A 24,506-nucleotide genomic window follows, 5' to 3' on the forward strand; every position below is an offset into this window, starting at 1 on the left:
CGCTTACCCATCAACGGATCACTGATACTGTGCGCTCCCGTCTCGATGCGCCCCGCCACTCGTCGCACCCAGCCATGCTCGTCACGTAGCTTGAAGTCATACCAGCCCCCATTCGGCTGGCAGGAGAACGTTCGTTGCACGGTACTGCCGCCCGCAATCTCCAGCAGCCACGGCCCCTGCTTGGTGTAAGGGCAACGCTCGATGGTGATTGAGGCCGCACGCTTGCCGGGGTTGACCAGGGTCAGCAGCAAGGTGTCGCCGTGATACGCCAGGGATAACTCCGGCTCGCGACGCTGCAGGTGCCCCTTGAACGAACGGTGGAACCCATTCGGCCCCAACAGCCAGAGCTTGTAGGCGCCCGCGACTTGCCAGGTGTCACTGAGGTGTTTGCCGGCTTCCACCGTGTAGCGGCGCGGTACCTCGTCCAGGTGCAGGCGGTCGTAGACGTGGAAGACCACGCCCTGTTCGCCATTGTTGAAGAAGTCCAGGCTCACCGAACTGGCGCGACGGTCAACCGAGCCTTCAACGTTCAACTGGTACGGCAGCGCCCGGGATGGCCGCGCCATTCGCGCCTGGAACGGCGCCTGTTGCTGGCCCACCGTCGGCAGGGCGACCTGGGGCAGTTGCTCCTGGCGTTGACGCAGGGAGTCGGCGGCCTGGCGGCTGATAGTGTGCAGCGGCGGCAGGGTCTCGGTGTTGGGGTTGACGAAGTTGAAGGCCGAGGTGAGGTCGCCGCACACCGCCCGGCGCCAGGCGCTGATATTGGGTTCGCGCACGTGGAAACGCTTCTCCAGAAATTGCAGCACGGAGGTGTGATCAAACGCCTGGGAATTGACCCAGCCACCACGGCTCCACGGCGACAGCACCAGCATCGGCACTCGCGGCCCGGGGCCGTACACCCCGCCGTCCGGCGCGGGTTGCTGGCTAGAGCCGGGCGGTGCCGGGTGGGTGAAGATCTCGCTGTCGAACTTCACCGTGGACTTGCCGGCAAAGCTGCCATCCAGGCGCTTGGACGGGGCTGACGGCGACGGCACGTGGTCGAAGAAACCGTCGTTTTCATCGTAGTTGACCAGCAGCACCGTCTTGCTCCACACGTCCGGGTTGGCGGTCAGTGCCTTGAGGATTTCCTGGGTGAACCAGCCGCCTTGCACCGGGCTGGAAGGCCCGGGGTGATCGGAGTAATCGGCCGGCGCCACCAGCCAACTCACCTGTGGCAGGCGCCCGTCGTTCACGTCCTTGCGAAAGCCCTGGATGATCGATTCCAGGTCGCTGCCGCTGACCGCCGGCAGGGTGTTGCCATTGCCTTTGTACAACGGCACGCGGGCGTTCAGTTGATCGCTGTAGGGCACAAAATCCTTGAAGTCTTTCGGTGGCACGGCGGGGTTGCCGGCCGCGACGCTGGCCGCACGAAACTGGCGAAACCCGGCCAAGGGGTTGTCGCCAAAGTTATCCGGCAGGTACTGGTAAACCTTCCAGCTCACACCCGCTTCTTCCAGGCGCTCGGGATAGGTTTTCCAGGTGTAGCCCACGCCCACCGCACCGGGGCCGTCCCATTCGTTGACCACCGCCGCCACATTTGCACCGGTCGGGCCGTTGGTGCCGGTCCAGTGGAACAGCCGATTGGGATTGGTACCTGCGTGTACCGAACAGTGGTAGGCGTCGCACAGGGTAAAGGTGTTGGCCAGGGCGAACTGGAACGGCACTTCCTGCTCACGGTAGTAACCCATCGAGGTGGGTGTCTTGAACGTTGGCCAGGCGTTCATCCGGCCGCTGCTCCAGGCGGCGTGCTCGTCGACCCAGGAATGCGGCGTGCCGCTGACCCGCTGCGCGTTGCCACGGGAGCCGTCCAGGTGATAGGGCAGGATCCGCCGCCCAACGCCCTGCTGCTCCCACACCCGGTGCCCGCCCGGCAGTGGAATGGTGAAGCGGTCACTGAACCCGCGCACACCCGGCAAGGTGCCGAAGTAGTGATCGAAGGAGCGGTTTTCCTGCATCAGGATCACCACATGTTCGACGTCCATCAGGGTGCCGGTGCGGTTGTTGGCGGGGATCGCCAGGGCCTGGCGAATGGAGTCGGGCAACAGGGTGTAGGCGGATCCGATGGCAGCTGCTTGCAACAACGTTCTGCGTGTAAGAGTCGGCATAAGACGATTCAATCCCTTGAAGTTCTGGAGCGAAGCTCAGGACAAAATAGGGACTCAAGGCGACAAAGAAATGACATCGCTCGAATCGCGCTCGACCTGCCCCACCTGGTACTCCCTCGGCGTACACCCGAACTCGCGCTTGAACACCGTGTGCAGGTACTGGGCGGATTTGAACCCGCAGTCATAGGCAATATCCGCAATCGCGGCCCTGGTATTTTCCAGGCTGGAAACCGCAGCCGCGAGTTTGAAGCGCAGGATTTCATCGTGGACGCTGCGGTTCAGTTCACTGCGAAAATGCGCTTCCAGGGACGACCGCGACACGCCGACGTAGTTGGCGACCTGGGCAGTCTTGATGCCCTGGCAGGCGTACTGGCGAATGAAATGCAGCGCTTGCATCACGTAGGGATGGCCGAGGGGTTGGTGCAGGCTTGAGGTCTGCACATTGACCGCTTCCGGCGGCACCAGGATCTGGCTGCCTGCCGAAGGCATACCGTGCAGCATCTGGTGCAGCAGGCGCGCAGCGGTGCGGCCCATTTTTTCAGTGCCCTGGATCACCGAGCTCAGCGGCACACGGGTCAGGGTGCGGGTCAAGGGGTCGTTGTCGATGCCGATCAGTGCCACTTGCTCCGGCACCGGGATGCCGGCGGTGAGGCAGGCCTGCAGCAACTGGCGGGCACGGGCGTCGCTGACCGCGATGATGCCGATGGGTTTGGGCAGGCTGTGCAACCAGGCAATTTGTTGCTCCACCGCCGAGTCCCACAGCGGCGCGCTGGTGCCGAGCCCGCGATACACCTCCACCGGCAAGCCATCGCGCTCCAGCAGGCGGCGGAAGGCTTTTTCGCGCTCCTGGGCCCAACGGTTGATATCGGCTTCAGGCAGGCTGAAACAGGCAAAGCGCGTCAGCCCGGCTTCGATCAGGTGTTCATAGGCCAGCTTGATCAAAGCAAAATTGTCAGTGGCCACATACGGAGTATGCCGTGGGTAAGCCCGCTCATCCTCATAAGACCCGCCCACCGCCACCACCGGCACATGCACACCCGCCAACGCGGGGCCCATCGCCGGGTCGTCGAAGTCGGCAATGATCCCGTCGCCATGCCAGCGCTCGATACCCTTGAGCCGGCAGACGAAGTCCTCTTCCAGGAACAGATCCCACGACACCCGCGTACTGCTCAGGTAGTTGCCGATCCCGGTGATGATGCCGCGATCGTAGATCTTGTTGCCATTGAACAGCAGGGCAATCCGGTGCACAGGCGGGACAGTTTTCACAGGGGCGGCTCCATGCGATATGTCGAGCCACTATGCGCGCAAAACCACTCAAAATCGAACCCTGCTCTGGTGATTTTCATAATCGGTTGGCCGGGGGCCGTTGCTAGTATCGAGGCAAGGTTAACGTGCACTCATAACAACAAGGATCTGGCGATGCCCTACTTTCCCGCGGTCGAAAAAATCCTCTATGAAGGCCCCGATAGCGACTCTCCCCTGGCCTTCCGGCACTACGATGCAAACAAGCTGATCCTCGGCAAACCGATGCGCGAGCACCTGCGGATGGCCGCGTGTTACTGGCACAACTTTGTCTGGCCCGGCAGTGACATGTTCGGCTCCGGCACCTTCCAGCGGCCCTGGCAGCAACCGGGGGAAGCCCTGCAAGTGGCACGCGGCAAGGCCGAAGCGGCGTTCGAGTTTTTCTCCAAGCTGGGCATCGACTACTACAGCTTCCACGACACCGACGTGGCCCCAGAAGGCGCAAGCCTGGCGGAGTACCGCGACAACTTTGCGCGAATGGTCGACCAGCTCGAAGGCCATCAGGAACAGACCGGTATCCGGCTGCTGTGGGGCACTGCCAACTGCTTCAGCAACCCGCGCTTTGCCGCCGGCGCCGCCAGTAACCCGAACCCGGAAGTGTTTGCCTATGCGGCGGCCCAGGTGTTCAGCGCGATGAATGCCACCCACCGTCTCAAGGGCTCCAGCTATGTGTTGTGGGGCGGCCGCGAAGGCTACGAGACCCTGCTCAATACCGACCTCAAGCGCGAGCGCGAGCAACTCGGGCGGTTCATGCGCATGGTGGTCGAGCACAAATACAAGATCGGCTTCACCGGCGAGCTGTTTATCGAGCCCAAGCCACAGGAGCCCACCAAGCACCAATACGACTACGACAGCGCCACCGTGTTTGGCTTCCTGCATCAGTTCGGCCTGGAGAAAGAGATCAAGGTCAACATCGAGGCCAACCACGCCACCCTCGCCGGCCACAGTTTTCACCATGAGATCGCCACCGCCGCGTCCCTGGGCATTTTCGGCAGCATCGACGCCAACCGTGGCGACCCGCAGAACGGCTGGGACACCGACCAGTTCCCCAACAGCGTCGAGGAGCTGACCCTGGTCACCTACGAGGTACTCAAGGCCGGTGGCTTCAAGGGAGGTGGCTACAACTTCGACTCCAAGGTACGCCGCCAAAGCCTCGACGAAGTGGACCTGTTCCATGGCCACGTGGCCGCAATGGACGTGCTGGCGCTGTCACTGGAACGCGCCGCCGCCATGGTGCAGAACGACGCCCTCGAACAGTTCAAGGCCCAGCGGTATGCCGGCTGGGACCAATCCTTCGGACGCGCCGTGCTTGGCGGCGACTTCAGCCTGGCGTCGCTGGCCGAGCATGCCTTCAGCCACCAGCTGAACCCACAAGCCGTGAGTGGCCGCCAGGAGATGCTCGAAGGCGTAGTGAATCGCTTTATCTACCCATGACCGCTACGCTCCAGGTCCAGCAGTGCGTCTAAACAACAATAAAAGGGACTCACCATCATGAAACACCTGAAAACCGTCTTGCTCACCAGCGTTCTGGCACTGCTTTCCAATTCGGTCATGGCCGACGCGGCCCACCCGAAAATCGGTTTTTCCATCGACGACCTGCGCCTTGAACGCTGGGCCCGCGACCGCGATTATTTCACCGCCGCCGCCGAGCAACTGGGGGCCAAGGTCTACGTGCAGTCGGCGGACGCCAACGAGCAACGGCAGATCTCGCAGATCGAAAACCTGATCTCCCGGGGCGTCGACGTGATTGTGATCGTGCCGTTCAATGCCACGGTGCTGAACAACGTGGTGGCCGAGGCCAAGAAAGCCGGGGTGAAAGTGCTGTCCTACGACCGGCTGATTTTGAATGCCGATATCGACGCCTACATCTCCTTCGATAACGAAAAGGTCGGCGAGATGCAGGCCCAGGGCGTGTTGAACGCGCAGCCTAAAGGCAATTACTTCCTGCTCGGCGGCGCACCTACCGACAACAACGCGAAGATCCTGCGCCAGGGCCAGATGAAGGTGCTGCAGCCTTCGATCGACAAGGGCGACATCAAGATTGTCGGCCAGCAATGGGTCAAGGAGTGGAACCCCACCGAAGCCCTGAGTATTGTCGAAAACGCCCTGACCGCCAACAGCAACAAGATCGACGGCATCGTCGCCTCCAACGACGCCACCGCCGGCGGCGCGATCCAGGCCCTGGCGGCACAAAAACTCGCGGGCAAGGTGCCGGTCTCGGGCCAGGATGCCGACCTGGCCGCGATCAAGCGCGTGATCGCCGGCACCCAGACCATGACCGTCTACAAGCCCCTGAAGCTGCTGGCGTCCGAGGCGGCCAAGCTCTCGGTGCAACTGGTGCGTGACGAGAAACCGGCCTACAACTCGCAGTACGACAACGGCAGCAAACAGGTGTCGAGCATCCTGCTCAAGCCGACCGCGTTGACCAAGGACAACGTCAACGTGCTGGAAGAAGACGGGTTCTACACCAAAGCGCAAATCGCCGGGCAGTAAGCGTACGGCTCACTGCAGGGGCGGTTTGAGGCCGCTCCTGCCTTTTCGCTGTGGAATGAGTGCCCGCCATGTCCGACTACCTGCTGGAAATGAACAACATCGTCAAGACCTTCGGTGGCGTCAAAGCCCTGAATGGCATCGACATCAAGGTAAAACCCGGGGAATGCGTAGGGTTGTGCGGCGAGAACGGCGCCGGCAAATCGACCCTGATGAAAGTGCTGTCGGCAGTGTATCCCCATGGCACCTGGGACGGCGAAATCCTTTGGGACGGCCAGCCGTTGCGCGCCCACTCCATCGCCGAAACCGAAGCCTGCGGCATCGTGATCATCCATCAGGAACTGACCCTGGTACCCGACCTCTCGGTGGCCGAAAACATCTTCATGGGCCACGAGCTGACACTGCCCGGCGGGCGCATGAACTACCCCGCCATGATGCACCGTGCCGAAGCCCTGATGCGCGAGCTGAAAGTGCCGGACATGAACGTCGCCCTGCCCGTTTCGCAATACGGCGGCGGCTACCAGCAACTGGTGGAAATCGCCAAGGCCCTGAACAAGCAGGCGCGCCTGCTGATCCTCGACGAACCCTCCTCGGCGCTGACCCGCTCGGAAATCGAGGTGCTGCTGGACATCATCCGTGGGCTCAAGGCCAAGGGCGTCGCCTGCGTGTACATCTCCCACAAGCTCGATGAGGTCTCGGCCATCTGCGACACCATCGCGGTGATCCGCGACGGCAAACACATCGCGACCACGGCCATGGCCGAGATGGACGTGTCGCGCATCATCACGCAGATGGTCGGCCGTGAGATGAGCAACCTCTACCCCACCGAACCCCATGCGGTCGGCGAGGTGCTGTTCGAGGCGCGCAACGTCACCTGCTACGACGTCGACAACCCGGGCCGCAAGCGGGTGGACAATGTCTCGTTCAGCGTGCGCCGTGGCGAAATCCTCGGCATCGCCGGGCTGGTGGGCGCCGGCCGCACGGAACTGGTGTCGGCGCTGTTCGGCAGCTACCCCGGGCGCTACCAAGGCGAGGTATGGCTGGATGGCAAACCGATTGATACACGCACGCCGCTGAAGTCGATTCGCGCCGGGCTGTGCATGGTCCCGGAAGACCGCAAGCGCCAGGGCATCGTCCCGGACCTGGGCGTCGGGCAAAACATCACCCTGGCGGTGCTGGACAGCTTCTCGCACCTGACGCGCATCGATGCCGAGGCGGAACTGGGCAGCGTCGAGCAGGAAATCAAGCGCATCCACCTGAAGACGGCGAACCCGTTCCTGCCGATCACCAGCCTGTCCGGCGGCAACCAGCAGAAGGCCGTACTGGCCAAGATGCTCCTGACCAAACCCCGGGTGCTGATCCTCGACGAACCGACCCGTGGTGTGGACGTGGGCGCCAAATATGAGATCTACAAATTGATGGGCGCGCTGGCGGCCGAAGGCGTGTCGATCATCATGGTGTCTTCGGAGCTGGCCGAGGTGCTGGGGGTCTCCGATCGGGTGCTGGTGATCGGCGAGGGCCAGTTGCGCGGCGACTTCATCAACCAGGGCCTGACCCAGGAACAGGTGCTCGCCGCCGCCCTCAGCCAACCGAACGGGCATGACAATAATAATGATCGGAAGTCCGCGTAAATGAACCAGGTCAAACAGCTCTTCACCCGCTACAAAATGCTCGCCCTGTTGATCGCCGTGGTGCTGATCTGGGTGTTTTTCAGCTGGCAGACCGAAGGCGGTTTCCTGACCCCGCGCAACCTGTCGAACCTGCTGCGGCAGATGTCCATTACCGGCATCCTGGCCTGCGGCATGGTGCTGGTGATCATCAGCGGCGAGATCGACCTGTCGGTGGGCTCGATGCTCGGTTTGCTCGGCGGCGTCGCGGCGATCCTGGATGTGGTTTATCACATTCCCCTGCCGCTGAACCTGGCCATCGTCGCCCTCTGTGGCTTGCTGATTGGCCTGGGCAACGGCTACATGACCGCGTACCTGCGCATCCCCTCCTTCATCGTCGGCCTGGGCGGCATGCTCGCGTTTCGCGGGGTGCTGCTGGGCATTACCGGCGGCACCACGATTGCACCGGTTTCGCCACAACTGGTGTACATCGGCCAGGGTTACCTGCCGACAGTGGTCGGGGTGATTCTCGGCGTGTTGCTGTTCGGGCTGGCGATATTCCTGACCTGGCGCCAACGCCACAACCGCGCCCTGCACGGCTTGGCGCTGCCGTCGATGCTGCGCGACAGCGTGCGCGTGGTGTTGATCGGTTTCGTGCTGGCCGGCTTCGTCTACACCCTCAACAGCTACGACGGCATTCCCGTGCCGGTGCTGCTGCTTCTGGTGCTGCTGGGGGTCTTCAGCTACGTCACCAGCCAGACCGTCTTTGGCCGGCGCATCTACTCGGTGGGCAGCAACATGGAAGCCACGCGCCTCTCGGGGATCAACGTGCAGGCGGTCAAGCTGTGGATCTTCGGGATCATGGGCGTGATGTGCGCCCTCGCCGGGCTGGTCAACACCGCGCGCCTGGCGGCGGGTTCACCTTCGGCGGGCAACATGGGCGAACTGGATGCTATCGCGGCGTGCTTTATCGGCGGTACATCGATGCGCGGCGGTTCGGGCACGGTGTACGGCGCCCTGCTCGGCGCACTGGTGATCAGCAGCCTGGACAACGGCATGTCGATGCTCGACGTGGACAGCTACTGGCAGATGATCGTCAAGGGCAGCATCCTGGTGCTGGCGGTGTGGGTGGATGTGAGTACACGGACGGGGCGTCGTTGAGGTTGGGGCAATGGCATGGAGCTTGCTCTTGACCAGCAGGCGGCCGATATCGGCCTCGACTTGAGCAGAAACGACCCACGAGGCACATGCCATGCACAGTTTGTTCTTTGCAACCGCTCAGATGATCAACGGCCGCGTACAGTCCGTTGATTCCATGGACAAACATCAGGACCCAAGGGCAATGCCCCTTGAACTGCAGGCAAAGCTTGGCATCGCCCTTGGGCTGCTGGCCCTCGGCAGCTGTTTCGCGCTGTGGTTGATCGGCGCCTGAGCCTGCCCCAAAAAGAGGCCGGTGTTACCGCCCGGGCAACCCTATCGGGCGGTCCGGATCATGTCGGCAGCTTTTTCGCCGATCATGATGCACACCGAGTTGGGGTTGCCTGAAATCAGGGTCGGCATGATCGACGCATCGGCCACCCGCAGCCCTTCGATGCCATGCACCTTGAGGTCCGGCCCCACCACCGCCCGCTCATCCACACCCATGCGACAGGTGCCGGATGGATGCAGTGCGGCGTGGGCTTCCTCGTGACAGAACTGCTTCATCGCTTCGCGCGAGCGCACGGTGGGTTCCGGCACATGCCGACGAGCCACGTAGGGTTTGAAGGCCGCCTGGGCCATGATCTGTTCGCCCACCAGGCAACCGTCCACCAGGCTTTCAATGTCGTACGGATCGGAAAAGTAGTTGGGCACGATGCGCGGCGGGGACATCGGGTCGGCGGAGTAAAGCTCCACATAGCCCCTGGACCTTGGCCGTATCTGCCCCAGGTTCAACGTGCAGCCATTGCCGCCGGGCACCGAATCCACACCCTCTTCGATGCCCGCGCCCACCACCATGAAATACTGGATATCCGGGTGCACCGCCGTCTTGTCGCCCCACCAGAACGCCCCGCCTTCAATCAGGTTGGACGCCGCCGGGCCTTGCCGGAACAACGCGTACTGCAACCCCGCCATAAGCTTCCACCACGGTTTTTTGTACTTGTCGTAGCTGTGGGGGCCAGTCAGCTCATACACCAGTGAGATTTCGATATGGTCCTGCAGGTTCTGCCCCACACCGGGCAAATCCTGAACCACTTTGATCCCGTGTTTTTCCAGCTGCTCAGCGGGCCCGATCCCCGACAACATCAGCAACCGGGGTGAGTTGATGGCGCCGCAGGACAGAATGATTTCCTTGTCGGCGTGCATCACCTGGCGCACGCCCTTCTCCAGGTATTCGATGCCGACGGCCTTGTTGCCCTGCATCAGGATACGCAGCACCCGGCAGCCGGTCTTCACCGTCAGGTTCTTGCGCGACTTGGCCGGCGCCAGGTAGGCCACGGCGGCACTGCTGCGAAAGCCGTTTTTGGCGGTGATCTGGTACAGCCCGCAGCCCTCGGGCTGGCCCGAGTTGAAGTCTTCGTTATAGGGCAATCCAAACTGCTGGCAGGCCCGCAGCCAGACTTTGGTCAAGGGGTGGATATTGATCGGGTCCGACACCCCCAACGGCCCGCCGACACCGTGCACCTCGTTGCAGAACCGCTCGTTGTCCTCGGCCTTTTTGAAGTACGGCAACACGTCTTTATACGACCACCCGGCGGCGCCCTGTTCGGCCCAACCGTCGTAGTCGGCGGGTACGCCACGGATATAAATCATCGCATTCACCGAGCTGCCGCCCCCGAGCACGCTGGCCTGGACCATGGTCGGCGTTTCGCTGCGGTGCTGGTCCTCGGTCGGCTCCCACGCATAACGCTTGAGCAGCGGACCCTGGGCGGTCTTGTAGTAGGCGCCGGGAATATGGATGTAAGGGCTGCGATCCCGCGGGCCTTCCTCGAACAGCACCACCGACGCTCCCGCATCCTCACTCAGGCGCGATGCGACTGTGCAGCCCGTGGAGCCGCCCCCGATTACGATGAAATCCACCATGACAACCTCAGATCTTTTTAGTATTCAGCCAGTGTCGAAACGCGCGTTATCAACCGACCAGGCCGGTTAACAGCGTCTTCAATTGTTGGGCGACGGCGTAGCTGTTTTGCTGCTGCTGTTTTTTGCAGAACAACTCACAACTCCACCACCCGGCGTAACCGGTGGCCTTTACCGCGGCGGTCCACTCGACCAGGTCGAGCACGCCGCTGCCGGTGGGCACATCGCGCAGCACTTCCTCATTCGGAATACCGCCTTCGAAGGCCAGTGAGTCGCAGACATGCACGCCGTAGATCACGTCCTTGTCGAGCCGGGCGACGTCCGCAGGGGTCACGCCGCTGGTAAAGCAATGCCAATAGTCGATCACCATCTTCACGTTGCTGCGCCCGGTGCGTTCGATCAGCTGCAGTTGGTGATCCAGGGTGTTGAGTGGCGTCCAGGACAAGGCTTCGAGGTAGAGCAGCAGACCGTATTGCCTGGCCACATCGGCCAACTCCGCCAGGTTGCTTGCCGTGCGGGCGTACTGTTCGGCTTGATCCAGGCCCAGCAAGCCTGAGTAATGCAGGCTCTTGCCGGTCGCCTGAAAATCAATCACCGCCTGTACATTGATCGGACCGGTGAGGACCTGCACGCCTTTGGCGCCCACCAGATTGGCCAGCTCAAATAGCCGCCGGGCTTCCTTGAACAGGTCATCGCGCTCGGCGCCCTGGCGTTCGATGTCCCGCAGGTAGCCGATGCCGGTGACAGGCACGTCGTTGAGCAGTGCTTGAAGCTCTGACTCGGTATAGCCGGCCTGCAGATACGCCTCCAGCTTGCCGCTGTTGATCTCCAGCGCGTCAAAACCCAGCGTCCGGGCGATGTCGATATCCATCGCCAGGGTCGAGTGTTTCGCAACGGTGGAATGCAGGGCGAGGACGTTATTTTGGGTTGCCATATGGCGCTCCTACGGTTGAACAGCGATCAGCCAAGGCACCAACGGCCAACGCCGCGGCGTCCAGCCGTGCTTGGGGCAAGAGGCCCTCGGCGACGGCGGCGACAATCGCCCGAACGATCTGCGGCACGTGGGGCATAGCCTTTGCGGAAATCAGTAATAACTCGGCCCCGGCATTCAGCGCGGCCACTGCGACCTCGCCGAGGGACATCTGGCCGATGGTTGAGCGGTGATCGAGGTCGATGGTCATGACCAGCCCCTTGAAGCCCAACTCCTGGCGCAACACGCCGATCAATTCAGGCGACACCGAGGCTGCGGTGGGCGGTGTGCATGCGGCGAATATCGCCGGGCCCATCATCACCGCATCGGCGCCAGCGTCGATCCCGGCCTGAAACCCGGGCCAGAAGGCCCGCAGTTGCTGCATGGACTCGCTGACCACCGCCGTTTCAGTCGACGGCTGCTGAAACAGCACCGGGTGCCCGGGGAAGTGCTTCAGGGTGCTGGCCATCCCGGCCCGCCGCACGCCGCGCACATACGCCCCGACCATCGCCGCCGTCTGGTGGACATCGCCCGACAGCGTGCGCCCCGCCAGCCACACATTACGGCCGCCGACCACATCCGCCGTCGGCGACAGCAGCAGGTTGACCCCGGTCGCCCGCGCGGCGGTGGCGACCTTGAAGCACGCCTGTTCCAGCGCCGCACAATCCATCGCCCGGGCCACATCGGGCTCCGGCAGCGCCGGGGTCACCCCTTGCAAGCGGTGCACGGCGGAGATGTCGGCATCGGCTGCCAGCAGCAGCGGCCCACCCAGTTCGGTGGCCGTGCCGGTAAAACGCTGCCAGATGTCCAGGGTTTCGGTTTGCAGGCGCCTGGCGCTCATTTTTCCGCTGACGTATTCCTCTCCCGTCTCGCCAAACAACAGGCTGCGCCCGCCATTGCCGAGGAACCGACGCACGTCATCCGTCATCTGCACGTCCAGCAATACCGGGAACAGTACGCCGTAGGCCTTGCGGTCATTCGCGCTCATGGCTGGTTTCCTGGGTGGCGATTGCCAGTTGACGAACCTTGGCAGCGGCGTCCAACAGAACCTGGCGGTCCAGGGTGCCTTCGTGGACGGCGGCGACAATCGCCTCGGCGATGCTGTCCAGGCCTGACTCGCTGGACACCAGCAACAGGTGCGCACCGGCCACCAGGGAGGCTACGGCGGTGTCGGGGATGGTGTTGCCGCGCAGGATCGACACCGCGTCCAGGTCATCGGAAATGATCAGGCCTTCGAAGCCCAGGGTGTCACGCAGTACGCCGATGACCTTCGACGAGGTGGACGCCGACTGCTGCGCATCAATCGCAGGAAATACCGCCGGGCCAGGCATGACGGCTTTTACGCCGGTGGCGATGACCTGCTTGAACACTTCAAGATTGTCATGCAGCAATTCCAGCGGCCCCGGCACGGTGGCTTCGGCAATGGCCGGATCGTGCTCGGTGACGTAGTGCCCGGGAAAGTGCTTGGCAGTGGCGATCACACCCGCGCGCTGCACCCCGCGGATAAACGCGCAGGACACTCGGCTGACTTCCACTGGATCCGCGCCCAGGTGCCGGTTGTGCAGCCATGGATTGACGCCGGTGACCACGTCCACGATGGGCGCCAGGAACAGATTCACACCCAGCCCGCGGGCCGCGGCGGCCATCTCGAAGCAACGTTGCTCGAGGTCCTCGGCGCCGAGGTCCTGGAGCTGCGCCCGGGTGGCGACCGCCGGGACCAGTTGGTGCAGGCGTTCGATTCCGCCGAGTTCCTGGTCTACCGCGATCAGCACCGCAGAGCCCGCCAGCGCCGTGGCTTCCTTGACGATACTGATGAAATCGGCTTTGGACTCGCCCGCCTTGCGCGCCGGGCTCATGCCTCGGCCCACGTATTCATCCCGGGTTTCCCCGAGCAACAGGGATACACCACCACGGCTCAGGTAACGGCGCACATTGTCGTCCAGGTGCAAATCCCCGAATGCGGGAAGCAGTACCGAATACGCGGCGCGATGCAGTTCGCTTGACATTGTTTTTCCTCAACAGCGTTTGGGTGAGTCGTTGGATGCGCAGCGGTGCCACGCATGAAATCAATTACCGCGGGAAAGGCACCCAGGCCCGCTGCTGGTGGGATTCGAGGCTGGCCTGGGACAACAACACCCCGCGCACGCCTTCGTGAATATCCGGCAACGGGACGCTGGTCGCTGTGCGCCATTGCGCCCCGGCGTCCAGGGCCTCGGCGAAGTCGGCGTACAGCACGGCCAGCGCTTCCAGATAACCTTCGGTATTGCCCGCCGGCAAGCTGGTGAACGTCAGCGTCTGCGGCCTGTTGTCGGACTGGCCTCGCCGATAGATGCGGTCTGCACCGTCAGTGGGCGTGAACAACAGGGTTTCCGGTGACTCCTGGCACCATTCGAGCGAAGCCAGGCTGCCGACGACCTTGAAGCGCAAGCCGTTGCGATGCCCGGGCGCGGCGAAACTGGCCCACAACAATCCATCCACGCCGCCGTCGAATTCCAGTTGCACCACGCAGGTATCGTCCAGGCCCCAACCCGGCACCACGCTGGTCAACTTGGCGTTGAGCTGGGTGCAGCGCTGCCCGGACAGAAACTCCAACAGGTTGAAGGCGTGGGTGCCGACGTCTCCCAGCGCGCCGGTGGGGCCGGCCTTTTGCGGGTCACCGCGCCACGCCAGGCTATTGCTCAAGCCGGACACGCCGGGGGCCAGCCACTCCAGCAGGTATTCGACGTACAGGAAGCGCAGCTCACCCAGCTCGCCGGCCTGGATTCGACTGCGGGCGTCCCTGACCATCGGGTAGCCCTGGTAGGTGTAGGTCAGCGCAAAAAATGTCCCATGGCGCTCGGCAAGGCTCGCCAACTCACGGGCTTCGTCAGGGTGGTTGACCAGGGGCTTGTCGCAGATCACCGGGATGCCCGCCTCCAGGAACAACCGGCACGGTTCGAAGTGCAAGTGGTTGGGCGTCACGATAACCACCGCCTCGATCGGGTCGGGGCGGCGAGACTCGGCGGCCGCCATGTCCTCGAACGACAAGTAGATACGTTCGGGTTCAATAGTGAGCGCTGCGCCCGCCTCGCGGCATTTATCCGCGTCGGCAGAGAATGCGCCGGCGACGATATCGAAGCGATTACACAGGCGCATCGCGGCGCGGTGGTAACTGGCGAAGTAAGCGCCCTGCCCGCCGCCGACCATGCCGACCTTGAGTCGCCTCTTTCCGGGAATGTCGCCGGTCAACCTTGCCATCGCCCAATCCTCCGCAAAAAGCATTGGCCCGAGTATCAGGGGTGACCGGTGTTTCCACCATTTCGCACCCTTGGCGATACCTGACGCGGACTGAAGCACTCCTGCGCAGCACGGGGTGTTACCCGTCGCTATCGAATGTGTTACTGGGCGGACCGCCACCGTCACGATTGACCCGTGAAAACCACAACGCACTGGCGCCGAACCTTCAGTAAAAGCGCTTACAATCTGACGCATTCAGTTATGCTCAAACTTCATGTTTGAACTTAAACAAACGGCATGAAAGATGCTTTGGGAATGATCGGAAGTTTCAAACGCTTAAACGGTTATTACGGTTATGCCCAAGGTTATTCGATAACTGCGCTATAACTTTAATAACTGGCGCCTTAACCCAGCCAAGTACATCGAGATAATAATGCCCAGCCGCCCGGACTCATCGCCCCTGTCATTAGCCGCCGCCACCTCCCACCCCGAGCGACAGCAGGCGCGCAGCGACTTGCAGGCCAATGTGCAAAAGAACCTGAGCACGCTGGTGGAGTCCTGCCGGTCGGTGGCCGACATGTGCCGCAAAGTTGATGTGAACCGCCAGCAGTTCAACAAGTACCTGGTGGGCCAGCACGTGCCGTCGCAGAAGATTCTGCAAAAGATCGGCCGCTATTTCATGATGGAAGCCGAAGACCTCTTCCGCCCGCCCGCCGAGTTCAAGAAGTTCTATGAAGGCTATGAAAACGAACTGCCGACCGGCTTGCGGGCTTCGGAGCAGTTCAATCATTTCCTGCCGCTGGCCAAGCAGTCGGCTGACGTGCTCGAAGACTATCTGGGGGTGTATTACCGCTACCACAATTCATCGATCTACAAGGGCCGGATCCTGCGTTCGGTCACCTGCCTGTACCGCGCCGACTCGATGGTGCAGTACGTCACCGTCGAGCGCTTTCCGCTGCGCGATGGCAGCGGCAAGATCGGTTATTCATTCACCTACCACGGGTTCTGCCTGCTGCTGGGCGATCGCCTGTTCATGGTGGATTTCGAAGGCAAGCAACGTAACGAAATGACGTTCTCGATCCTGACGCCGCAGCATCGTCGGCCGATCCGTTTTCTCTATGGGTTGGTGACGGGTGTGGCGTCGTCCTCGTTCCGCCAGCCCTTCTCCACGCGCATGGCGCTGGGACTGGTGGACAAGGGCAAGATCCGCAAGCACCACTTGCGCAATGCAACGGTGCTGTTGCCCAGCGACCAGTCGATCCCGCTGGACGTACGTGAATACATGACCGGCGACAACGCCACCATCGTCTGGGGCGGTCAGGACTGAGGGACCTGCAGGGGCTGGCGTGCCGTCATCATTTCAACCAGCGACGGGCCCTTGCTGTTGAGGGCTTTGACGAGGGTCGCGTTGAGTTGTGACGCGTGTTCGACGCGCCAGGCTTCAAGGCCGAAGTTTCGGGCGATGCCGGCGAAGTCCGGGGCATAGGGTTTGCCATCCGGCAGGTTGAATTCACCGGCCCGGTGCTGCTCGATGGGCGACGTCTGTACGTCGCCCAGGGCTTCGTCACCGCTGCTGTTGAAGACCAGGAATACCACCGGAATGCTGTGCATCACGCACACGGCCATCTCTTGCATCGACTGCAGGAAATCCCGGCTGCCCACGGCACAGACCACCTGGCGGGCGGGCATGGCGAGCTTGGCGCCGATCGCTGCCGGGATGGCCCAGCCGAGGGTGGCGGGGTTGCCGGCGCACAAGTGCCTGCCAGGGTAATGCACCGGGAACATCTTGCGGGCCATGGGCTGGGTGGGGCCGCTACCGAAGACGAGGATGGCGTCGTTTTCCAGCACGGAGGATGAGGCGCGGCCTTCGCACAGTACGCTGATTTTACGCGGGGTGGGTTGGGGTTCTGCACGCAGGGTAGCGGGTGGCAGGCTGGCGTTGGTGGAGGCGCCTTGGAGGGCGTCGTCAATGGACAGGCTGACAGGGCCGGGATGGGCGCTCAGCATGGTGTCGAAGGCTTGGCGCAGGGCTTGGGGTAGCTGTTGTAGTGTCGAAACCGTCGCGTGATCTTTCATGACGTTGGCGGCTATCGTTTCGGGCTGGGCGTTACTGATGACCAGCAGCGCGCAGGCGTCCTGGTGCGCGGTGGCGAGGGCTCCCAGGGCTGAGGGGATGCCCAGGGGGCCCGTGAGTACGACGGCCATGGGGCGACCGCACGCACGGTAGTAGCCGTCGGCGAGGTGCACGGCGCTGTGGGCCTGGATGACGTGGATAAAGGGGATGTCGGTGCCTGGGGTCAGCAGCGCTTCCACCAGCGCCCGGGCGCCGTCGCCCGGGGGCCCGGCTACGTAGTCGACACTGTTGGCCTTGAGTGCCTTGGCGATGATTTGGCCACCTGTGAATTTCACTCGATACTCCAGCGAATGCGCGGCGTCTGGGCCGGGATCAGGCTTGGAGTATTCGCCTGGTGCGGGGTGGGCTCAATTTCGCACCTTGGGTAAAAGAGACGCAGATTGACGCAGATATTGGGGCTCACTACAGCACAGCGGCCTGCAGGCCGGCTTGAGTGTTAGAAGCCAAATCAAAAGCTAAAGCGGGCACGGTCAAATGTGGGAGCTGACTTGCCAGCGATGGCATCGCCCAGGTGTGTCTGATGTACCGAGTTGTCTGCATCGCAGGCAAGCCAGCTCCTACAGAAAAGCCGCTCTGCTTCTGCTCTGGTTTCTAACCTGCAGGTCGGCTTTCAGGCCGCCGTGCTCTTGCTACGGATCCCCCCCAGAAACCCCTGGCCCCCCCACGTGCGCCGCTTAGGTCACTCCAATGCGTCAGAGTGCGTCGCTTTTAACCCCCCTGCGAAATTGAGCCCCCCGCCTCCCCGCTCAATACTCAACCCATGAAAACAACAAGCCGAGCCTATCAAGCGCTGGGCGCACCGCTTCAGGCCCGCAACACCCTGCAGCCCGGAATAAGCGTGCGTCGCCCCGCCAAGGAAGAGTCAATCGGAACAGTGGAGGCCTTACCACCCTCCCCAGCAGCATGGAATCAATGCTGGCCATAACACTGCCGATCCAACTGACTGCATACAAAAGGACGCACCTGGCATCGACACCAGGCCCACGCCTTGCAAGTCGCTCAACATTTGCACCCACCACCCAGGCAGGAACTCGAAATGAAAAAAGAAATAGAGACGGGTTATGGTTTGACCGGCATTGACTTCAATTCCCTCAGCTTGAAACGACGCTCGTTCCTGCTGGGCGCTGCCGCCTCTGCCGCAGGCTTGTACCTCGGCTCGTTCGTGCCCAGCGCATTTGCCGCCACCACCGGGCACCTGGAAATCCTCGGCTGGGAAGGCGAAACCGGCGACGCCGAACTCGCCGACTGGCGCAAGCAACGCAACGTTACCGTGCGCTCCAGTTATGCCAGCAACCAGGACGACATCACCGCCCGGCTGGCCGGCTCCGATCCGGTGCAGCTCGACCTGACCATGTACGCCCTGGGCTACGAAAAGATCTATCAGGAAATGGGCCTGCTCAAGGCCATCGACACCACGAAGATCCCCAACTATTCCGCCGACAATACCCTCGCGCTGTTCTACAAGGGCAGCCGTTGGTACTGGGACGGCAAGCAATGGGGCATCCCGTTGCTGTGGGGGATGAACACCATCATCTACAACCCCAAGAACGTCAAAAAGCCCACCCAATACACCGACCTGCTGGACCCCAAGCTCAAGGGCAAGTTGACCTTTGTCGATGACGGCACCTCGAACTGGTCGCTGATCGCGACCATCGCCGGCTACGGCGACAAGTACCCCAACCTGACCCGCGCCGAGTTCAACGACGCCTTTGAAAAACTCAAGCCGTACCGTGATCAATGCCGCGTGTTCGCGGCTTCGTCGGGTGACGCGGTATCGCTGCTGGTATCGGGTGAAGTGGACGCGGTGTTCTCGGCCTCCGCCAACACCCCGAGCGAAACCATCAAGCGTGGCGTGACCACTGCCCTGTCGGTGCCCAGCGAAGGCGCAGCGCTGTGGTGCGATGCGTTGTTCATCCCGAAAACCGCCAAGGATATTCCCCTGGCCCTGGAGTTCATCAACAAGACCCTGGAGCCCGATACCCAGGCCAAGATGGCAACCACGATGTTCTCCGGCGTGGTCAACCCCAAGGCCGTGCCGCTGCTGCCCGAGGACCTGAGAAACACCTTTGACTACGCGAACCTCGACAGCTTCTTCGAGAAATCCAAACTCTATGGCCAACCGCCCCTGAGCTCCGAAAAGTATGTGACCTATGCGGAATGGATCGATCAGTGGGCGAACTTCAAAGGCTCGTTCTAGAGCGCTTGGCACGCCGGCGCTGGCAACCGTGGGGTGGGTGTTCATCAACACGCGCCCCACGGGTCAACGCGCCCTGACTCTCGAATAAAAACGCAAAGGCAACCTCATCATGACCGTAGTCAACAACACCGAGTCCATGCCCCTGGACGACGGCGATTCAAGGGTCGGTAAACACGTGAAGATGGATAAGAGAACCCTCAGCGGGTATTGGCTGGCGTCGCCGCCGTTGCTGTTTCTGGTGGTGTTCTTTCTGGTTCCGTCGGCACTGTTGCTGATTGCCAGTTTCTGGACCGCCAAGACCTTCAGCATGGAGCCCGCCGCCACCCTGGCCAACTATGCCAAGGCCCTGAGCGCCAGCGGGTTTTATGACTCGCTGTGGATCGCCCTGCAAAACGGCTTCTGGACCGCCCTGCTCTCCACCGTGATCAGTGCGCCGGTGGCCTATTACATCGTGTACCGCACACGCTCCAACGCCGTGTTGTACCTGGCGTTGGTGTCGTGGTTTTCCAGTTACCTGGTACGGGTCTACGCATGGCGCTCGATCCTGGGCACCAACGGCGTGATCAACTCCACCCTGCTGCACTTCGGCCTGATCGACCAGCCGCTGGAGTGGCTGGTGTTCAGCAAGTTCGCCGTGGTGCTGACCCTGGTGCACATCATGCTGCCCTTCACCCTGTTGCTGCTGGTGTCGGGCCTGCGGGACATCAAGAAGGACTACCTGGAGGCCGCTGCCGACCTGGGCGCCGGCGGTGTCACCATTCTGTGGCGGGTGATCATGCCGATGGCCCACAAGAGCATCGTCAGCTCCTTCATGTTCACCTTCGTGCTGGCCGCCAGCGACTACGTCACCCCGCAACTGCTGGGCGGCCGGGATGCGATGACCACCGGGCTGGTGATCGCCAACCAGTTCCGCTCGGTAGGTAACTGGCCACTCGGTGCGGCGATGGCTTATCTGCTGTTGATCGTGTTCATGCTGGTGTACGCGTTGCTGCTGGGGGTGTTGCGCGCAGCCAACCTGGCACCCGGCAAGCGTTACCACGACTGACTGCCGCTCATAAAAAAGGTAACTCGCCATGATCCGGTTATTCACTTACGTCTACATGTTGTTCCTCTACGCGCCCATCGCGATTATCGCGCTGTTCAGCTTTCACTCGTCCGCCTCGCTGTCGTTCCCGTTCGAGGGTTTTTCCACGCGCTGGTACGAGGCGCTGTTCAGCAGTTCGGACTTCATGACAGCCCTGACCAACAGTGCGATCGTCGCCGCCGGTTCGGCGATTCTCACCACGCTGCTGGGCACGTTCTCGGCCCTGGCGCTGATGCGCATGAAAGGCCGGGTAAAAGCGGTGTTCGCGTTCATGAACTTCGCCCCCATCGCCTTGCCCGGTTTGTTTTTGGGGATTGCACTGGTGATTTTCTTCTCACTGGTCGGCCTGCCCCGCTCGCTGCTGACGGTGATCATCGGCCACACCCTGTTCACCTTTCCGTTCTTCGTGGAGTCGGTGCGCTCACGGCTGGAGTATTTCGACCTGTCGTTCGAGGAGGCCGCGCGTGACCTCGGCGCCTCGCCCCTCAAAGCGTTCTGGCTGGTGACGCTGCCGATCATCGGGCCAACCATCGCCGGCGCCGCGATCCTCGCGGTGGCGCTGTCGATGGATGAATTCCTGATCACCGTGTTCGTCACCGGCAGCGACACCACGCTGCCCCTCATGATTCTTTCGATGATGCGCCGCGCCGTCAGCCCCACCATCAATGCCGCCTCGGTATTCATGCTGGTGGTGACCATCGCCATCATCGCCATTGCCGGCCTGGTCATGACCTTGCGTCGTCGCCGCCTCGAACTTGAACGTGCTGAAACTGCAGAGTAATCACCATGACCAACAGTATTGAACTGACCGGGATTTCCAAGAGCTACGGCAACCTCACTGCCCTGGGCAAAGTCGACCTCACGGTAAAACGCAACGAGATCCTGACCCTGCTCGGCCCCAGTGGCTGCGGCAAGACCACCCTGATGCGGATCATTGCCGGCTTCGAAGAGCCCACCACCGGCAAAGTGGTGATCGACGGCAAGGACTCCACCGCCCTGGCGCCTGAACACCGCCCGGTGAATATGGTGTTCCAGAAGTACGCGCTGTTCCCGCACCTGGACGTGTTCGACAACGTTGCCTTCGGGTTGCGTTTGAAGAAGAAGCCCAAGGATGAGATCAAGCGTGAAGTGAACAAGGCGCTGGAACTGGTGCAACTGGAAAGCTTCAAGAGCCGCTGGATCTCCGAGCTCAGTGGCGGGCAGGCGCAACGTGTGGCCCTGGCCCGCGCACTGGTGAATCGCCCGGCGGTGTTGCTGCTGGACGAGCCGCTGGCGGCCCTGGACCTGAAGATTCGCCATCACATGCTTAACGAGATCAAGCGCATCCACGAAGAGACTTCCACCACGTTTGTGTATGTGACTCACGACCAGGACGAAGCGATGATCTTGTCGGACCGTGTGGTATTGCTGAACAAGGGTGGCATCGAGCAGATCGGCGGGCCGCAGGAGATGTATTGGTCGCCGCGCACGTTGTTTGCCGCCAGGTTTTTCGGCGATACCAATATCGTCAACGGCACGTATGGGCTGGGTGGCGTGGTCGAGTTGCCGTTTGGGCGTTATGCCCATACGGCTAAAAGCGGCGTGGGTGCAGGGCCGGTGAATGTGTCGATCCGGCCTGAAACCATCGGCCTTGAGCCGGCTCTGGGCGCCGCACTGGCCGACGGTGCGTTTGCCGGGAAGGTCAAGGACACTTCGTTTATCGGTAATCGGGTGATCTACCGCGTGGAGGTGGCCGGTGGCACGCTCGATCTCAAATGCCAGCAACTGCCGACTCCCGGCAGCCACGCACTGCCGCCGGGTACGAATGTGGCGTTGACCTGCAAACCGGAAAGCTTTGTGGTGATTCCGGTCTGAAGGGGTCGAACATGGGGCCTGGCTGAAGCAGCCGAGGTTCATTTTTACGCTGGATCATGCGCTCTTTCACGGGAGGCTGGTCTGGCGTTTTTTTTGCCCGGGGGGAAGAGAGTAATGGTCGGTTTTATTGAGCGGGAAGTGGGCCCTCCGGTAAGTCTAGATTTACCGGGGGCCCGTGCCGGGCTGACCATCTCATTAGGGCTCTGCCCCGCCTGTCGGCGCCTCGCCTAGGCTCGGCGTTCCCTCACTCCGGCACCGCGAAGCGGGCTGCCGCGAAGCGGGCCATCCATGGCCCGGCGCGGCTAAACCGGCGTCCTGCCGGTTTACCCGCTGCGCAATACCTGCGTTCGGCCTCGGGCTTATTGGGGCAGTCAGATCAAGATGAAGATCAAAAGCACGGCGGCCTGAGAGCCGACCTGAGTGTTAAAAGCAAAGGCAAGATCCAGAGCGAAAGCAGAGCTGCTTTTCTGTAGGAGCTGGCTTGCCGGCGATGCAGACACCTCGGTGCATCAGACACACCCAGTTGATGCTATCGCCGGCAAGCCAGCTCCTACAGTGGACCGTGCCCGCTTTAGCTTTTGATTTTGCTTCTAAACACTCAAGCCGGCCGGTAGGCCGCTGTGCTGTTGATCTGCTTTTGATCTTGGGCGCCCCGTTAAACCACGCTGGCCGAACGCAGGCTTTGGAGCGTGGGTAACCCGGCAGGACGCCGGGTTAGCCGTCCTGGGCCAAGGATGGCCCATGACGGCGGCCCACGGTCCAAAGCCGGAGTGAGGGCACTCCGAGCCTAAGCGAGGAGCCGAGTGGTGGGGCAAGAGCGTTTTGCTTACTTTTGCGCTTTTCAAAAGTGAGCCGCTGTAAGAGCGGAACCAATAGTCGCCGTTACCCAAACAACGGATATGTACCCTCAACCGTGCTTCTTGTAACGACGAATCCGAATATCCGCCTGCTCCTTGTGCCCCGCAAACCCTTCCATCCCGCAAAGCCGCGAGCAGTATTCCCCTACCAACACCGAAGCCTCATCCGTCAGCACCCGCTGATACGTGCACGTCTTGATGAACTTGCCGACCCACAGCCCGCCGGTGTACCGCGCAGTCCCGGTGGTAGGCAATGTGTGGTTGGTCCCAATCACCTTATCGCCATAGGAAACGTTGGTGCGCTCACCAAGGAACAACGCGCCGTAATTGGTCATGTGCTCCAGGAAATACAACGGATCGCGGGTCATCACCTGCACGTGCTCGGAGGCGATGCGATCGGCTTCCTGCACCAGCTCGTCGACGCTGTCGCACAGGATGATTTCGCCATAGTCGCGCCAGGCGACAGAAGCAACCGGTGCGGTGGACAGGATCGCCAACTGCCGCTCGATCTCCGCCGGCAGGGTTTGCGCCAACTCCGCACTGTTCGTCAAAAACACCGCAGGCGAATTAACCCCATGCTCTGCCTGCCCCAACAAATCGGCAGCGATGATTTCAACATCGCTGCTGTCATCAGCAATCACCAGTGTCTCTGTAGGCCCGGCAATCAAGTCGATACCAATCTTGCCGAACAACTGACGCTTGGCCTCGGCCACATACGCATTACCCGGCCCAACGATCATATCCACCGGCTTGAACGTATCGGTGCCCAACGCAAACGCAGCAATCGCCTGCACCCCGCCCACGCAATAGATCTCATCGGCACCCGCCAAATACATCGCCGTCACAATGGCCGGATGAGGCTTGCCATCAAACGGCGGCGCGGCCGCAACAACGCGCTTCACCCCGGCCACCTTGGCCGTCAGCACGCTCATATGCGCCGACGCCAGCAACGGGTACTTGCCGCCCGGAATGTAGCAAGCCACCGAGTTCACCGGAATATTGCGATGCCCAAGGATCACGCCAGGCAAGGTCTCGACTTCCACATCGTGCATCGAGGCTTTTTGCACCTCGGCGAAGCGCCGGACCTGGGCCTGGGCAAAGGTGATATCGCCGATTTCCTGCTCGGACAGGCTCGCCACGCAGTCGGCAATTTCTTCGTCGCTCAGCCGGAAAGATACAGGCGACCACTGATCAAACTGCTTCGAATACTCACGTACGGCCGCATCGCCGTTACGGGCGACGTTGGCGATGATGCGCTCAACGGTATCGCGGACTTGGGCGGCAATCTCGGCTTGGGCTTCGACCGGTTTAGGCGTTTTCAGGTAACGAATCATCAGTGGCTCCAGGTGGTTCTTGAGGGCACGCGACATGCCCCCGGCATTGGCAACCATCTTTTCCTACCCCCATGCCCCGGGCAATTTCGCAGCCTCCCTATTGGTGACGCAACCTGACGCAACACAGACGCAGTGTTGAAGCACTGCGGCGGGCTGCTGAAGTTATTCGTATAACCCCCGATGAAAAACATGTAAGCCCCATTGACTTAGGGATTCGGAGTGATAGGTTAAATAAGCGGTTATACGTATAACCTAACAAT

General features: G+C 61.8%; 18 protein-coding genes. 9 read left to right on the plus strand and 9 right to left on the minus strand.

The features are described from left to right. Nucleotides 1-2,144, minus strand: a 2,144-nt coding sequence (locus JV201_RS17905; protein WP_219405827.1) for a phosphocholine-specific phospholipase C, incomplete at its 3' end; no start/stop codon positions are given. A 54-nt stretch (nt 2,145-2,198) separates the two neighbouring features. Then, nucleotides 2,199-3,410 carry a DNA-binding transcriptional regulator gene (locus tag JV201_RS17910; protein WP_003219663.1) on the minus strand — a complete coding sequence of 404 codons (1,212 nt, stop codon included), beginning with the start codon at nt 3,408-3,410 and terminating at the stop codon, nt 2,199-2,201. 153 nt (nt 3,411-3,563) lie between these two features. Between JV201_RS17910 and xylA the strand changes: the two genes are divergently transcribed. The 4 genes from xylA to JV201_RS17930 all read left to right on the plus strand — a co-directional run bounded on the left by xylA (nt 3,564) and on the right by JV201_RS17930 (nt 8,704). After that, nucleotides 3,564-4,880 carry a xylose isomerase gene (gene xylA / locus JV201_RS17915; protein WP_003219661.1) on the plus strand — a complete coding sequence of 439 codons (1,317 nt, stop codon included), beginning with the start codon at nt 3,564-3,566 and terminating at the stop codon, nt 4,878-4,880. Nucleotides 4,881-4,937: 57 nt separating this feature from the next. Next, complete coding sequence (gene xylF / locus JV201_RS17920) at nt 4,938-5,939, plus strand: D-xylose ABC transporter substrate-binding protein (protein ID WP_003219660.1); 1,002 nt, start codon at nt 4,938-4,940, stop codon at nt 5,937-5,939. Between the two features lie 68 nt (nt 5,940-6,007). Beyond that, a complete protein-coding gene (gene xylG, locus JV201_RS17925; protein WP_219405828.1) occupies nt 6,008-7,567 on the plus strand; it encodes a D-xylose ABC transporter ATP-binding protein in 1,560 nt (519 codons plus the stop codon). Next, nucleotides 7,568-8,704: a sugar ABC transporter permease gene (locus JV201_RS17930; protein ID WP_003219656.1), complete on the plus strand. Its 1,137-nt coding sequence runs from the start codon at nt 7,568-7,570 to the stop codon at nt 8,702-8,704. 312 nt (nt 8,705-9,016) lie between these two features. Here the strand turns inward: JV201_RS17930 and JV201_RS17935 are convergent, their stop codons facing one another. The 5 genes from JV201_RS17935 to JV201_RS17955 all read right to left on the minus strand — a co-directional run bounded on the left by JV201_RS17935 (nt 9,017) and on the right by JV201_RS17955 (nt 14,807). Then, the gene (locus tag JV201_RS17935) at nt 9,017-10,603 is read right to left on the minus strand and encodes a GMC family oxidoreductase (RefSeq protein ID WP_134326920.1); all 1,587 of its coding nucleotides are present in this window, start codon (nt 10,601-10,603) and stop codon (nt 9,017-9,019) included. Nucleotides 10,604-10,652: 49 nt separating this feature from the next. After that, nucleotides 10,653-11,534: a sugar phosphate isomerase/epimerase gene (locus JV201_RS17940; RefSeq protein ID WP_219405829.1), complete on the minus strand. Its 882-nt coding sequence runs from the start codon at nt 11,532-11,534 to the stop codon at nt 10,653-10,655. Beyond that, nucleotides 11,518-12,558: a glycoside hydrolase family 3 N-terminal domain-containing protein gene (locus tag JV201_RS17945; RefSeq protein ID WP_219405831.1), complete on the minus strand. Its 1,041-nt coding sequence runs from the start codon at nt 12,556-12,558 to the stop codon at nt 11,518-11,520. Before JV201_RS17945 ends, JV201_RS17940 begins: the two co-directional genes overlap by 17 nt. Then, the gene (locus JV201_RS17950; RefSeq protein ID WP_102369424.1) at nt 12,545-13,576 is read right to left on the minus strand and encodes a glycoside hydrolase family 3 N-terminal domain-containing protein; all 1,032 of its coding nucleotides are present in this window, start codon (nt 13,574-13,576) and stop codon (nt 12,545-12,547) included. Before JV201_RS17950 ends, JV201_RS17945 begins: the two co-directional genes overlap by 14 nt. 64 nt (nt 13,577-13,640) lie before the next feature. Beyond that, entirely contained in the window at nt 13,641-14,807 is a 1,167-nt protein-coding gene (locus JV201_RS17955) for a Gfo/Idh/MocA family protein (protein ID WP_177040046.1), read from the minus strand. 439 nt (nt 14,808-15,246) lie between these two features. Here JV201_RS17955 and JV201_RS17960 point away from each other — a divergent pair, with 439 nt between their 5' ends. Then, nucleotides 15,247-16,113 carry a helix-turn-helix transcriptional regulator gene (locus JV201_RS17960; protein WP_032899479.1) on the plus strand — a complete coding sequence of 289 codons (867 nt, stop codon included), beginning with the start codon at nt 15,247-15,249 and terminating at the stop codon, nt 16,111-16,113. Here JV201_RS17960 and JV201_RS17965 read toward each other — a convergent pair. Continuing rightward, complete coding sequence (locus JV201_RS17965; protein ID WP_219405833.1) at nt 16,104-17,195, minus strand: thiamine pyrophosphate-dependent enzyme; 1,092 nt, start codon at nt 17,193-17,195, stop codon at nt 16,104-16,106. The genes JV201_RS17960 and JV201_RS17965 overlap by 10 nt on opposite strands. Before the next feature lie 761 nt (nt 17,196-17,956). Here JV201_RS17965 and JV201_RS17970 point away from each other — a divergent pair. From JV201_RS17970 to JV201_RS17985, 4 genes are all read left to right on the plus strand, one after another. Further along, a complete protein-coding gene (locus JV201_RS17970; protein WP_008430158.1) occupies nt 17,957-19,117 on the plus strand; it encodes a PotD/PotF family extracellular solute-binding protein in 1,161 nt (386 codons plus the stop codon). Nucleotides 19,118-19,226: 109 nt separating this feature from the next. Next, entirely contained in the window at nt 19,227-20,162 is a 936-nt protein-coding gene (locus JV201_RS17975; RefSeq protein ID WP_008430156.1) for an ABC transporter permease, read from the plus strand. A gap of 28 nt (nt 20,163-20,190) precedes the next feature. Next, nucleotides 20,191-20,982, plus strand: coding sequence for an ABC transporter permease (locus JV201_RS17980; protein WP_008430153.1), 792 nt, complete (start codon nt 20,191-20,193; stop codon nt 20,980-20,982). A gap of 5 nt (nt 20,983-20,987) precedes the next feature. Next, complete coding sequence (locus JV201_RS17985) at nt 20,988-22,055, plus strand: ABC transporter ATP-binding protein (protein WP_008430152.1); 1,068 nt, start codon at nt 20,988-20,990, stop codon at nt 22,053-22,055. A 907-nt stretch (nt 22,056-22,962) separates the two neighbouring features. Here the strand turns inward: JV201_RS17985 and hisD are convergent. Continuing rightward, nucleotides 22,963-24,246, minus strand: a complete 1,284-nt coding sequence (gene hisD / locus JV201_RS17990; protein ID WP_219407198.1) for a histidinol dehydrogenase — start codon at nt 24,244-24,246, stop codon at nt 22,963-22,965. Between the last annotated feature and the right edge of the window lie 260 nt (nt 24,247-24,506).

The sequence above is a fragment of the Pseudomonas sp. Colony2 genome, assembly GCF_019382755.1.
Taxonomy (GTDB): domain Bacteria; phylum Pseudomonadota; class Gammaproteobacteria; order Pseudomonadales; family Pseudomonadaceae; genus Aquipseudomonas.

Coding starts and splice junctions, on each gene's coding strand:
- xylA (WP_003219661.1), top strand. CDS start 3,564: ATGCCCTACTTTCCCGCGGTCGAAAAAATCCTCTATGAAGGCCCCGAT.
- xylF (WP_003219660.1), top strand. CDS start 4,938: ATGAAACACCTGAAAACCGTCTTGCTCACCAGCGTTCTGGCACTGCTT.
- xylG (WP_219405828.1), top strand. CDS start 6,008: ATGTCCGACTACCTGCTGGAAATGAACAACATCGTCAAGACCTTCGGT.
- JV201_RS17930 (WP_003219656.1), top strand. CDS start 7,568: ATGAACCAGGTCAAACAGCTCTTCACCCGCTACAAAATGCTCGCCCTG.
- JV201_RS17935 (WP_134326920.1), bottom strand. CDS start 10,603: ATGGTGGATTTCATCGTAATCGGGGGCGGCTCCACGGGCTGCACAGTC.
- JV201_RS17940 (WP_219405829.1), bottom strand. CDS start 11,534: ATGGCAACCCAAAATAACGTCCTCGCCCTGCATTCCACCGTTGCGAAA.
- JV201_RS17945 (WP_219405831.1), bottom strand. CDS start 12,558: ATGAGCGCGAATGACCGCAAGGCCTACGGCGTACTGTTCCCGGTATTG.
- JV201_RS17950 (WP_102369424.1), bottom strand. CDS start 13,576: ATGTCAAGCGAACTGCATCGCGCCGCGTATTCGGTACTGCTTCCCGCA.
- JV201_RS17955 (WP_177040046.1), bottom strand. CDS start 14,807: ATGGCAAGGTTGACCGGCGACATTCCCGGAAAGAGGCGACTCAAGGTC.
- JV201_RS17970 (WP_008430158.1), top strand. CDS start 17,957: ATGAAAAAAGAAATAGAGACGGGTTATGGTTTGACCGGCATTGACTTC.
- JV201_RS17975 (WP_008430156.1), top strand. CDS start 19,227: ATGACCGTAGTCAACAACACCGAGTCCATGCCCCTGGACGACGGCGAT.
- JV201_RS17980 (WP_008430153.1), top strand. CDS start 20,191: ATGATCCGGTTATTCACTTACGTCTACATGTTGTTCCTCTACGCGCCC.
- JV201_RS17985 (WP_008430152.1), top strand. CDS start 20,988: ATGACCAACAGTATTGAACTGACCGGGATTTCCAAGAGCTACGGCAAC.
- hisD (WP_219407198.1), bottom strand. CDS start 24,246: ATGATTCGTTACCTGAAAACGCCTAAACCGGTCGAAGCCCAAGCCGAG.